This is a genomic window from Phaeodactylibacter sp. (assembly GCF_022763345.1).
Classification (GTDB): Bacteria; Bacteroidota; Bacteroidia; order Chitinophagales; family Saprospiraceae; genus Phaeodactylibacter.
In genome coordinates this window covers 1-11,962 of the sequence record NZ_JALEGS010000058.1, presented here as the reverse complement: position 1 = coordinate 11,962, position 11,962 = coordinate 1, and the positions used below count along the sequence as shown (strand labels likewise).

Here is an 11,962-nt window from a genome sequence, read left to right as displayed (position 1 = left end):
TCGCGGAGCATATGTTGCCATATTTCGGATTTAAGTGCAACAATTGACAGATTCCCTTATTTTTACTCCATTACCAGATCAACACGCAACGTTTAGGAATCTGCCCGACAGCTTAAGACAAAATTCATCACATGAGGAAACAACATTTTCTGTCCTTCGCCCTGCTGCTCAGTTCGGTCGTTTTAGGAACGAGCCAGGGAGCTATTTATCTCAACAACCCTTCCTTTGAAGACTTTCCCCGGCACAGTCATCCACCAACCGGATGGCAGGATTGTGGTTTCCCAGGGGAGTCCGCTCCTGATACTCAGCCCAGCGGTGATTTTGCCGTGACGTACCCGGCAACGGACGGGTCGACCTATCTGGGCATGGTGGTACGCGATAATGAAACTTACGAAGCGGTAACCCAGAAGCTGAGCAGCCCCATGAAGCCGGGCATCTGTTACGAATTCAGCCTCCACCTGGCCCGCTCGCCTTACTACGTTAGTATCAGCCGCACGACCGAGCAACGCACCAACTTTAATCAGCCGGTTAAGCTCCGGATTTACGGTGGGTTCAGCAGCAATTGCGACCGGTCTGTCCTGCTGGATGAAACCGGTCTGGTCAAAGCCTCTCAGTGGATGCAGTACAACTTCAAGTTCGAGCCTAAACAGGCTTACTCGCACATTCTGATAGAGGCCTTCTATGAAACCCCTACCCTTTTCCCCTACAACGGGAATGTCTTGGTAGACAACGCCTCTGCGATTACTCCTATACCTTGTTCGGAAGATATCCCGGAGGCCCCTCAGGCCTTACCGGAAGTGGAGCAGCCCTCTGAGGAAGTCTTAACCACGGAGCCAATAGCCAGTAATATACCGGCGAATACTCCCGAAGCAGACCCGGAGCCTGCTAATAAGCCAGATCCCAAACCACAACCACAGGAAGTGAAGCCCCCCAAACCAGAGCCCACTATTGCGGGGGTGAAGCGCTCCGAAATGGAGAAAGGGAAAATCATTACGCTAGACAAGCTGTACTTCCCCGCTGACAGCTCCAGCATTACCCGTGACTCCAGAGAAGTACTGAATGAAGTATTTGAATTCCTCAAAACTAATAAGGATGTAGCCATCGAAATTGGTGGGCATACGAATGATCTTCCACCAGATGATTACTGTTTTAAATTGTCCACTGCCCGGGCTAAATCAGTTGCCGAATACCTCATCAACAGAGGCATCAACCGCGACCGTCTCGAGTACAAAGGCTATGGGAAGACCAAGCCGATCGCCTCTAATAAGACCGCCTACGGGCGAAAACAGAACCAAAGGGTGGAGATTAAAATCCTGGATATTGCCTCTGATGGCTAACAAAAAGGCCGGTTGAGTAACTCAACCGGCCTTTTTTCATTTGGCTACTTCAAAACCTATCTTCTGCAGATCTTTCCAAAAGTCCGGGTAAGACTTGACGACTACCTCCGGTTCTTCAATTTCAATGGGATGCTGCATGGCCAAAGGCGCAAAAGCCATCGCCATCCGATGGTCTTCATAGGTAGCAAAGGTCGGAGTGGAGGCGAAAAGCGTTTTGCCCTGTGTCTGAAAGTAGGTGCGCTCTCCGGTAGGTGGCAGCTCGATTAGGTTGGCGTTGACCTTTTGCAGTTCCTGCTGAAGGGCCAGAATGCGGTCGGTTTCTTTAATGCGAAGGGTCTCTAAGCCACAGAACGTACCACTTGTACCCACTGCAGCACAGCATACGGCAAGCGTTTGTGCCAGGTCGGGGCATTTCAGGAAATCCCAGGTGAATTCGTCCGGCACCTCCGCATCTACCGACTTTTTCAGCTGGACACCGGTCTCATCAAAGTGGGTTTCTACCCCAAATTCGGTCATCATTTCGGAAAGGACGGCATCGCCCTGCACACTTTCCCGGAACAGACCATTGAGACGGAGATCAGCTTCCGGCGCAATAGCAGCCATAGCGTAGTAATAAGAGGCAGCCGACCAGTCTGCTTCCACGGTGAATGGCTTGCCCACATAGGACTGAGGCGGCACGATGATGGTTTGCTCCTCCCACTGATGGCTTACGCCAAAGTAGCTCATTAAGGAAAGGGTCATTTCGATATAGGGGCGGGAGACGATCTCACCCTCGAGTTGCAGCCGGAGCCCTTCCGGAAGGGTTGGTGCCAGCATGAGCAAAGCAGAAATGTACTGACTGCTGGTATTCGCGGCGATTGACAGGGTGTTCGTTTTGCCGAACCCGTCGGGAGCGCCTATCCTCAGGGGTGGGTAACCTTGTTGCTCAAGGTAGTCAATTTTGGCGCCGAGCTTCCGCAGCGCATCCACCAAAACTCCGATAGGCCGTTGTTTCATCCGTTCAGTACCGGTAAGCACCTGCTCACCGGGCTGCATAGACAAATAAGCTGTAAGGAACCGGAAAGTCGTTCCGGCGGCACCGGCATCACGGGTATCATCGGTGGTTTGCAATAAAGCCTCCAACAGTACGGTATCCTTGGCATTCGCCAATTTGTGAATTGGAAAATCGGCGCCACTCAGCGCTCTGATAATCAGTGCACGGTTGCTAATGCTTTTAGAACCGGCCAGGGTGATTTCCCCGGATAATGTGCCCTCAGGCCTGCTTAAAATAAGTGTCATAGTCAGGATAAACTCTAAAGGGCGACAAAATGAGAAAAAACCTGAAAACCTCAGAATTTAGAAGCGCTAATCTACCAAATCGCGGTACTGATCTGCGACTTCCTCAGCTTTATCTTTCCTGTCTTCATCGGCATCTTTATCCAGGCGCTCGTACTCCAGGATTACCCCCAGGGCTTCCAGTGCACTGAGCATTTTATGGAATGCAGCCTCTTTCTTTTTATTGATGCGAACTCGGTAATTCATTGTTGTATGCAGTTATTCTTCTTGAGCAGCCGCCTTTGATTGGGCCGATTCTTTTTCCGCTTCTTTCTTTTTGTCGCTCTCACGCTGTTCGCGGCGTTTGCGCATTTCTTCGTCGGACCGTTCGTAGGCCAGGATGATTTCCTTGACCAGGCGGTGGCGGACCACATCGTCCGCATCCAATTTGATCGCGGCAATTCCGGTTAGCCCTGCCAGCAGATCAATGGAGCGGCGCAGGCCCGATTTCTGATGAAAGGGCAAATCTACCTGAGAAAGGTCTCCAGTGATAATACACTTCGCCGAAGGGCCCAGACGGGTCAGGAACATTTTGAGCTGAGCAGTCGAACAGTTCTGCGCTTCATCCAGGATAATGAAGGCATTGTCCAGCGTACGCCCACGCATAAATGCCAGGGGCGCGATTTCAATAATCCGGTTGGCCATGAACTGCTGCAGCTTTTCGGCGGGCAGCATATCGTCCAGGGCATCGTAAAGGGGCCGGAGATAAGGGTCCACCTTCTCCTTGAGATCGCCGGGAAGGAAGCCCAGGCTTTCCCCAGCTTCGACGGCCGGTCTGGTCAGGATGATCTTCTTGACCATTCGGTTTTTAAGTGCCTTTACAGCCAGAGCTACTGCGGTGTAGGTTTTGCCCGTACCGGCAGGACCGACAGCAAAAACCACATCATTCGTTTCGCTCGCCTCAATGAGCCGCTTTTGGTTGTGCGTCTTGGCTTTGATCTGCCGCCCGTTACGGCCATGAAGGATCGTTTTATTCGATGTGCTCTCCTTGCTGATCCGTGCTTCAAATGGGTTGTTGCCGTTGATCAGGTCCTGCACCATTTGCATAGGCAGCTCTTTGTGCTCTCGCAACAGGCGGACCATCATTTCAAATTTCGACTTGGCTTTCTGCGTATCTTTCTTGTCGCCTGCCATCTTGACGCTACTGCCGCGGGAGGTAATGGTGACAGAAGGGAAGGCTTCCCGAAGCAGATTCAGCTTTTTGTTGTTTTCACCGTACAGCTCGACGAGGTCGACACTTTCCACAGTTAAAATGATCTCACTCAATATAATGGTATCCCTTTTGGTGAAGAACTTGCCCGTTACGCTCTATAAGGAGGCAACCTAGCCAAGTTCGAATTAATGCTTTCAGAACTCTAATATATTCATAAAAGTTCAACCCTGGGCCGCCTCTTGCTTCAAGATTACGTTAATTTTGCCCCAGCCTGAATAATTTAGGAGTGTGACCGGAAAATTCGGATAAGTAGCGCATTACCTTTAATTTTAGCGATTCACTTCCATCTATAGCCTATGGCAATTGTAACGCTTACCACTGATTTCGGCGACAAAGGCTTTGACCTCCCCAAGTTGAAAGGCGCGCTGTTGACTGCTGCTCCCTCCGCACAGCTGATTGACCTCACGCATCAGGTGAGCAATTACGATATTGTGCAGGCCGCTTTTCTGTTCCGGAATGCCTGGCGCAGCTTCCCTAAAGGCACGCTTCACCTGATCAGTGTGAACGATTATCCCTCAGACAAGCCCCGGTTTTTGGCTGCTGCTCATCGCGGGCACTACTTTGTTGCACCAGACAACGGCCTGTTCTCGCTCATTTTTCCGGAGGATGCACCCAACCAATACCATCTGTTGGAGTACGCGCCGGAAGAGCTCATGTCACTGGAACGCATCTATGCCCGGGCCGTCGGGCACTTAGCGCAGGGGCGGCCGCTTATTGAGCTTGGAACAGCCACGACCGAAGTTATGCAGCGCATCACCCTGCAGCCGGTCATAGGGCCTTCCCAAATCAGGGGGTCCGTAATATTCGTGGACAGCTTTGATAATGCGATCACCAATATCAATCGCTCCTTGTTTGAACAGGTGGGTGCTGACCGGTCCTTTGCTCTCTATTTCAAACGTAACGACCCTATCCGAACCCTATGCCGGCAATACCACGAAGTGGAGATTGGTGAGCCGCTTTGCCTGTTCAACTCCTCCGATTTACTGGAAATTGCCATCAATATGGGTAAAGCCAGCAGCCTGTTAGGGATTAATGTAGAAGATACCGTTCAAATCGAATTCCGCTCATGATCAAACGAATCGTCAAACTGACTTTCCAGCCTGAAAAAACGGCAGATTTTCAAGGTATTTTTGAATCCAGCAAAGTGCTGATCCGGGGCTTCCCCGGCTGCCATCACCTGGAGCTTTGGCGCGACAGGAATCAGCCGGAAGTTTTCTTCACCTACAGTTACTGGGAGAATGAGGCAGCGTTGGACCAATACCGGCATTCAGAATTATTCAAGCGGACCTGGGCAAAAACCAAAGTCCTATTTGGCGGCAAGCCTGAAGCATGGAGTGTGGAAGTGGCTTCACAGGTGGAGCAATAAAGCCCCCACAGCGGGTTGAGCGCTACCGGCAATTCACCTGTTAAGGAATAAATGCGATAGTTGCTGCAGGGGCGGCGTCTTCTGGGTAGTAAAAAGGGGAACCGGAAAGGCTCCCCTTCTTGTCAATTGGGGCTTCAATTAATTTCACAGCTTTACAAAACAGGGTTCAGGGTTTTTAGGTGTGTGGATTGTTTTCAATCGGTACATCACAAAGAAGCATAGAATAAACGGGCAGGTCAATAGCCAGAAACTGCTGTCACTGCTTCTTAGGAGAGTTTAACGGAAATGCCGGGCTCTTACTGTAAGCGTTAAATAAAGGACACGCCTCAACGTACTGATATCCAGAACGATATAAGAATTGTTAATTTCTTAATATCAAGTCATTAAGAACTTTAACAGGTGTAAGGGAAATGTTGGGGAGGCTGTTTGGCGCTCTTTCCGGTTATTTCTGTAGCTGTTTGTATGTTTTGCCTTGTTTTCAAAAATATTCCAAAGGGTGACTATTCACATTGACAGGCAGAGTTGGAGGTATCTATTTTGTTTTTGATTTAACCAGATAGATTCCAACATGGCTGAACTTATAAATCTCACACCTGAAAATCTGGCAGAGGAGCATATTTGCTGTGCGATATCCGACAAAAAGTGCATCGAAGGATACAATGAAAAAAAAGCCTGGCTGCGAAGGGAGCTGGAAGGTGGCTATGTCTTTCGCAGGCTTGATGCCCGGGCGAAGGTATTCATAGAGTATGGGCCTGCTGAGACCGCATGGCTACCTATTTCTGCACCAGGATATTTAAACATCAACTGCTTTTGGGTCTCAGGAAAATACAAGAAACAAGGCTATGGCAAGCTTCTGCTGCAATCTGCATGGGAGGATGCTCAGGCACAGGGCAAAAAGGGGCTGGTCACTGTAGTGGGCACCCGGAAGTTTCATTTCATGTCGGATACCAAATGGCTGCTGCGGCAGGGCTTTGAAGAAGCAGACCGCATCAGCAGCGGGTTTAGCCTGCTGGTTAAAAAGTTAACCCCCGATGAGCAAAACCCGGGTTTTAAAGATTCCGTACGGTCGGGTACGTGCCCGAATCCTATAGGCTTGACCGCCTATTATTCCAACCGTTGCCCATTTGCGCCTTTTCATGCAGAACAATCCCTTTCGGAAACGGCAGAAAAGCGGGGGCTGCCACTAAAACTTATTAAGCTGGAAACCCTGGAGCAAGCTCAATCCGCTCCCAGCCCTGCAAGCATTTTCAGCCTTTTTCTGGATGGGCAGTTTGTAACGACTGACCTTAGCGCTTGTATGGACAGCCGCTTTGATAAGGTGATGGACAAGTGGAAAGAGCGGCAATAGGCCAGGCTATTAATTACCGAATGGATTCCTTAAGTTAGCTGCTGTACCAAATATCCGAACCCAATATGCCTGATGATCAAAGTCCCACTGGCCGGCATACCCAAAAAGGCGTTGTCTCCCCCGGCAGCCTCAACCCTAATCTCAGGCGTATCCGGAAAAAGCCGTGGAGGCTGGAGGATTATACCTCCGGCATCCAAAAGGGAGACCGGGTAACACTGGCTAAAGCCATCACACTTGTAGAGAGCACCCGGCGGGAGCATCAGGCATTGTCACAGCAGATCATTGAAGCCTGCCTGCCGATGAGCGGACAGTCTGTCCGGATTGGCATTACGGGGACGCCGGGCGTGGGCAAAAGTACCTTTATTGAAGCTTTTGGGCTGCATGTGCTGAAAGAGGGTCGAAAACTCGCTGTGCTCGCTGTAGACCCTACAAGCCAGGTGACACAGGGCAGTATCCTGGGAGACAAAACCCGTATGGAGCAGCTGGCACATCAGGAGAATGCCTTTATTCGCCCCTCACCTGCAGGAGAATCGCTGGGCGGGGTGGCCCGGAAGACACGGGAGGCAATCATATTGTGTGAAGCGGCAGGCTACGATACGATCCTGATTGAAACCGTGGGCGTGGGGCAGTCAGAAACAGCGGTGCATTCCATGACGGATTTCTTTCTGTTGCTCCTATTGCCCGGTGCGGGTGATGAACTACAGGGCATCAAGCGGGGCATTGTGGAAATGGCGGATCTCGCCGTGGTCAACAAGGCAGATGGGGAACGCCTGCCGCTTGCCAAACAAGCCAAACAGGAGTATCGCAATGCCATGCACTTATTCCCACCCAAGGAAAGTGAATGGGTGACCCGGGTGGAAATCTGTTCCGCCACCACCGGAATGGGCATCCCGGAGGTCTGGAAAGACATTCAGGCTTATCAGGAACAAACCCGCACCAATGGCTACTTTGAGCACAATCGTCGCGCCCAGTCCCGCTACTGGCTGCACGAAACCATAAACCGGGAGCTGAGACAGTTGTTTTTCAATCATGAAACCGTACGCAGTCAGCTTGAAGAGGTGGAACGGCAGGTGATGAACGGGCAGCAGTCCTCCTTTCATGCCGCCGAGGCCCTGCTTCAGGCTTTCCGGGAACAAAAATGACTTCCCGGCCTGCGTTCGTCTAACAATTTGGCAGTCCTGGCGAACCGAATGGAATCCCAACTGCTTTTCAATCAACTTTAGACTCTAAAATTCAAAACACCAATGAGATCATTACTTCTTCCAATTATCCTGATCGGCCTGGGGCTGGTACTTTTTGTAAGTGGTTGTAACAGCTACAACGGTTTCGTCGAAATGGATGAGGATGTGGAAAATGCCTGGTCAAAAGTACAGAGTGCCTATCAGCGCCGCGCCGACCTGATCCCAAACCTTGTCAACACCGTAAAAGGAGTGGCGGAGTTTGAGAAAAGTACCCTGACCGAAGTGACGCAGGCACGCTCCCGGGCAACGAGTGTCAATATCGACCCTTCCAACCTCAGCGCGGAGAAACTGCAAGAGTTCCAGCAGGCGCAGGGCGCACTGTCACAGTCACTGGGGCGTCTGCTTGTCGTGTCCGAGCGTTATCCCCAACTACAGGCCAACCAAAACTTCCGCGAGCTGCAGGCGCAGCTGGAGGGCACCGAAAACCGCATTAAGGTGGAGCGCGACCGCTTCAATGATGTGGTGACGGAATACAATAAGAAGGTACGCCGCTTCCCGGGCAGCCTCTTTGCTGGCCTGTTTGGCTTCGATCAGAGAGCTCAGTTTGAGGCTGAGGCCAGCGCGCAAAATGCGCCAAAAGTAGAATTCTAGCATTTCTTTAAACCGGGCGGTTCAAAGAGACGGTAACAAAATAAGCTAATCCGTTTAAGGTTTTGCGGTATTTCGTAAGCAGCTGAAAACTTGGAAGTTGCTGTAGGAATACCGCAAAAGCCTAAAAAGAAAACGGCCTAGCTTATTTCCGTCAAACGACTCAATCGAGCTGCCCGGCAAAGCCTAATTGTATGATCCGCTTTTTCCAACCCGAAGAAGAAGACCGTATTATTGATGCCATTCAGGAAGCCGAGCTTAACACCTCAGGCGAGATCAGGGTGCACCTGGAGGATAACCTGAAAGGCGATGTACTTCAGGCGGCCCAAAAGACTTTCCTGAAACTGGAAATGCATAAAACAGAGGCCCGCAATGGCGTACTCATCTTCATCGCACCAGAACAGCGCAAGCTTGCGATCCTCGGCGATAAGGGCATTAATGAGAAAGTGCCAAAGGATTTCTGGTCGGAAGAACGGGACATTATGCTCGCCCACTTTAAATGCGGCAATTACGCTGATGGGGTTTGTGCGGCTGTACAGCAGGTCGGCGCTAAATTGAAGGACTTCTTCCCCTATCAGTCCGATGATGAAAACGAGCTGCCCGATGATATTTCCTATAGTTAAAACTAAGACATTGAGATTACAGACCTGGATTTTTGCCCTTTTCACACTAATTGCCCTACCGCTTGGCGCTCAGCAGCCGGTACCTGCGCCCACCAATGAGGTAGTCAATGATTATGCGGGGTTGTTGTCCCGGCAGGAGAATGAACAGCTGACCCGAAAGCTGGCAGCGTATGCCCGGCAGACTTCCACGCAGATCGTTATCGTAACGGAACCTTCGCTTGAGGGCGGTGACCCGTTCAACCGGGCACTCGAATACTACGAGGCCTGGGGCATTGGCGGCAGCCGGGAGCAGAGCAATGGCGCACTGATTTACGTAGCCCGTGATGACCGCAAGGTTCGCATCATGACGGGCTACGGCGCTGAAGGCTTTCTGCCGGATGCTCTTGCCAAACGGATTATTGACGAAATCATCACGCCCAATTTCCGGGAGGGCCGCTACTACCGCGGGCTCGACCGGGCGACAAGTGCCATTATGGAACTGGCGCAGGGCGAATACACCAATGATACCCCACAGCAGGCTGATGGCAAACAAGAGGCCAAAGGTGGTATTCCGGCCATTCTGGTCATCCTCTTTGTAATTATTCTCATCGTAGTGCTCAGCCGTATGGGCGGTGGTGGAGACGATGATGACGATGGCGGCTATTACCGCGGCGGGCGCTACGATATGGACCGCAGGCGACGAGGCCGGCGCGGTGGTGGCTGGATGATCTTCCCCTTCCCTTGGATTGGCGGCGGCGGTGGCTGGTCTGGAGGTGGTGGAGGTGGCTGGTCCGGCGGCGGCGGTGGAGACTGGGGCGACTTCGGTGGCTTTGGAGGCGGCCTCACCGGTGGCGGTGGTGCAGGTGGGGAATGGTAAAGCAAGGCAGACCATTTGGAATTCTTCGCTATCTTGCTATAAATACCGCCTTCCCTATGTTTGTGCCCCTTTTGAATGTACCATTATCCTGACGTCCAGGGTATCCGGAGCTGGACTTTAACCCAGAACTGAAAGATGGGTCTTCGTACCATTACTCGTTGATAATAAGTGAGAAAGCGTCCGGATTGATGCAGATGGACTGGCAGATTTCAAATCCCTGCGAGGCAACACCGTCCGGATACGGCTGAATGCAAATTACTAGAAGCTTCAGGAAAATTCATTGACCCTCAACGGGAAGAGCACTCCCCTTAAAGTGCTACCGGATGGAAGCCTGGAAAAGGTATCCGGGCAAATCCTGAATGAGGATGGGACAGAGCCATTACCCGGCGTCAGCCTGCTTATTCTGAACCAAAGGGACACTACCGACGAATTTGGGAAATTTGAAGTAACGATCCCATTGGACATGCAGCGACTAAACTATTCCATTAGTGGCCAAAAAGAAGGCTACCTGACCCTGAGCCAAAACTTCACGCTGGATGGGGGGCCGGTTGAGTTCCGCATGCAGAAGAAATAATTTACACCACCACCATTTCTTCTCCCACGATCTGCCCGATGGTGTTGCCCCAGGCCCGGGCACGCTGCAGCTCGCCTTCCATCAATGGTCCTTCCTTATCTGTCACGCAAAAGCCATCCGGCGCGATAACCGCTTGTCCCTCATGGCGCAGCAGGCTTTTATGAATGGTGCTTGCGGCATAGCCCCCGGTTTTGACAATCCACCGGAAGAAGCCATTTTCGATGGTATGCAGGGCAATCCGGGTGTCAAAGGCGGCTACCCACACCCCTCTTAGCGCATGGCGCGGCAGTTGACGCAGGAGGGCTTTAGTGTCCTCAGAAGGCTGGAATCCCCGGGTAGGCGACCCGACAATCAGTATATCAGCCTGCTCCAAATCCTCAGGCGAAGCATTTTGAATACGCTGCAGCTCTACCACTCGCACATAGGGGCGGATGGCTTCTGCTACCGCTTCTGCAATTTGCTGGGTATTACCAAAGAAAGAATCGTACCAGACTAAGGCTTTCATTGTGATTCGGTTTCGTGAAGGTTTAAGGTAATCCAGTGGAGGAAAATGCGCAATGATTTATGTCAGAGTGATGGCACTAAGAAAATCGCCGCCCTCTGAAGAATTCAAGAAAAGTTGTCAATCTATATGCTATGCTGGCAAGGCAACTTATTTCCAGGCAGATTAAAAGTCAAACCTTCCATCGGTGATAAACAGAGTATCCCCGCACTTTTCATGCACCAGCGTGCACTGAAAAGTCCCGGACACAATGGTCTTAACAGTGTCCAAATTGAGTATTTCTATCCGATTGTCAGCCCCATCCAGCAAGATGTAGGGGTCTGCAACATCCTGGCATTCTATATCAAAGTTACCGTAAGTCGCACGTTCTAGTGGATAAACTCCTACTGAATCAATGGTAGCATGGATACTCATGGAGTCATCAAAGTCTCCACAGGACCTCATAGCAATCAAATAAAAAATCTTAAGGACTGAGTGCCATTCACCTTTAAGGCTGCTGGGCTCAAAAAAACCGCCCCCACAGCGCTGCCAGTTTACGCCATTGATTTTGCAGGCGAAAACACCCTCGCCAGTGGTAGTAATTGGTGGAAGTTCATCTGGTTGCGCAATAGAAGCTGCATCAGGTGTGGTAAAAAGCTTGTCGCACCCGCCCCACAGCACGGGCAGAGCAAGCAGCAAGGTGAGGAGCAGGAATTTGTTTTTCATAGGTGAAAGGTTTTTATGTGTTAAAAAATAGGAATTGACTTGGATCCACCCCCGCCCTTCGGGCACCCCGTGTCCCGGCGCTGTAGCCAGTTGCGCTGCCGGAAGCGCCCAGCGGAGTATAGCACAGACATGGGATTCAGCTACCGGCTGTCCCAGGCATATCTGTTTAATGCCAATGCCAACGGTACTGCTATAGCTCAAGGCTTTAGCAGGGCGGTTATATTTTTTGTTCAAGTATACGCATTACGAAGTGGTATGCTATTCCAGGGCATACCGCTTCAAGGCGTATATGCCG

At 51.2% G+C, this 11,962-nt stretch carries 14 protein-coding genes; 9 read left to right on the top strand and 5 right to left on the bottom strand.

Annotated features, from left to right (window positions below; all coding sequences use genetic code 11):
• Positions 1-131 precede the first annotated feature (131 nt).
• Entirely contained in the window at positions 132-1,337 is a 1,206-nt protein-coding gene (locus MRY86_RS15940) for an OmpA family protein (protein ID WP_293566053.1), read from the top strand.
• Between the two features lie 36 nt (positions 1,338-1,373).
• Here MRY86_RS15940 and MRY86_RS15935 read toward each other — a convergent pair whose 3' ends face one another.
• The 3 genes from MRY86_RS15935 to MRY86_RS15925 all read right to left on the bottom strand — a co-directional run bounded on the left by MRY86_RS15935 (position 1,374) and on the right by MRY86_RS15925 (position 3,917).
• Entirely contained in the window at positions 1,374-2,615 is a 1,242-nt protein-coding gene (locus MRY86_RS15935; protein ID WP_293571643.1) for a 3-phosphoshikimate 1-carboxyvinyltransferase, read from the bottom strand.
• Between the two features lie 66 nt (positions 2,616-2,681).
• Positions 2,682-2,858 carry a hypothetical protein gene (locus MRY86_RS15930; protein WP_282778067.1) on the bottom strand — a complete coding sequence of 59 codons (177 nt, stop codon included), beginning with the start codon at positions 2,856-2,858 and terminating at the stop codon, positions 2,682-2,684.
• Positions 2,859-2,870: 12 nt separating this feature from the next.
• Entirely contained in the window at positions 2,871-3,917 is a 1,047-nt protein-coding gene (locus MRY86_RS15925) for a PhoH family protein (protein ID WP_293566392.1), read from the bottom strand.
• A gap of 243 nt (positions 3,918-4,160) precedes the next feature.
• Between MRY86_RS15925 and MRY86_RS15920 the strand changes: the two genes are divergently transcribed.
• The 8 genes from MRY86_RS15920 (at position 4,161) to MRY86_RS15885 (ending at position 10,460) form a co-directional block, all read left to right on the top strand.
• Complete coding sequence (locus MRY86_RS15920; protein ID WP_293566393.1) at positions 4,161-4,934, top strand: SAM-dependent chlorinase/fluorinase; 774 nt, start codon at positions 4,161-4,163, stop codon at positions 4,932-4,934.
• The gene (locus MRY86_RS15915) at positions 4,931-5,230 is read left to right on the top strand and encodes an antibiotic biosynthesis monooxygenase family protein (protein WP_293566394.1); all 300 of its coding nucleotides are present in this window, start codon (positions 4,931-4,933) and stop codon (positions 5,228-5,230) included. Before MRY86_RS15920 ends, MRY86_RS15915 begins: the two co-directional genes overlap by 4 nt.
• A 568-nt stretch (positions 5,231-5,798) precedes the next feature.
• On the top strand, positions 5,799-6,578 hold the full coding sequence (locus MRY86_RS15910; protein ID WP_293566395.1) for an N-acetyltransferase: 780 nt from the start codon (positions 5,799-5,801) through the stop codon (positions 6,576-6,578).
• A gap of 65 nt (positions 6,579-6,643) precedes the next feature.
• On the top strand, positions 6,644-7,720 hold the full coding sequence (gene meaB / locus MRY86_RS15905; RefSeq protein WP_293566396.1) for a methylmalonyl Co-A mutase-associated GTPase MeaB: 1,077 nt from the start codon (positions 6,644-6,646) through the stop codon (positions 7,718-7,720).
• 102 nt (positions 7,721-7,822) lie between these two features.
• Positions 7,823-8,410 carry a LemA family protein gene (locus tag MRY86_RS15900; protein WP_039723333.1) on the top strand — a complete coding sequence of 196 codons (588 nt, stop codon included), beginning with the start codon at positions 7,823-7,825 and terminating at the stop codon, positions 8,408-8,410.
• A 191-nt stretch (positions 8,411-8,601) separates the two neighbouring features.
• On the top strand, positions 8,602-9,030 hold the full coding sequence (locus MRY86_RS15895; RefSeq protein WP_293566397.1) for a TPM domain-containing protein: 429 nt from the start codon (positions 8,602-8,604) through the stop codon (positions 9,028-9,030).
• Between the two features lie 10 nt (positions 9,031-9,040).
• Positions 9,041-9,886, top strand: a complete 846-nt coding sequence (locus MRY86_RS15890; RefSeq protein WP_293566398.1) for a YgcG family protein — start codon at positions 9,041-9,043, stop codon at positions 9,884-9,886.
• Positions 9,887-10,166: 280 nt separating this feature from the next.
• Entirely contained in the window at positions 10,167-10,460 is a 294-nt protein-coding gene (locus tag MRY86_RS15885) for a hypothetical protein (protein ID WP_293566399.1), read from the top strand.
• A 1-nt stretch (position 10,461) separates the two neighbouring features.
• Here the strand turns inward: MRY86_RS15885 and MRY86_RS15880 are convergent, their stop codons facing one another.
• On the bottom strand, positions 10,462-10,965 hold the full coding sequence (locus MRY86_RS15880; RefSeq protein WP_293566400.1) for a flavodoxin domain-containing protein: 504 nt from the start codon (positions 10,963-10,965) through the stop codon (positions 10,462-10,464).
• 162 nt (positions 10,966-11,127) lie between these two features.
• Positions 11,128-11,667, bottom strand: coding sequence for a hypothetical protein (locus MRY86_RS15875; RefSeq protein ID WP_293566401.1), 540 nt, complete (start codon positions 11,665-11,667; stop codon positions 11,128-11,130).
• Positions 11,668-11,962: the final 295 nt, after the last annotated feature.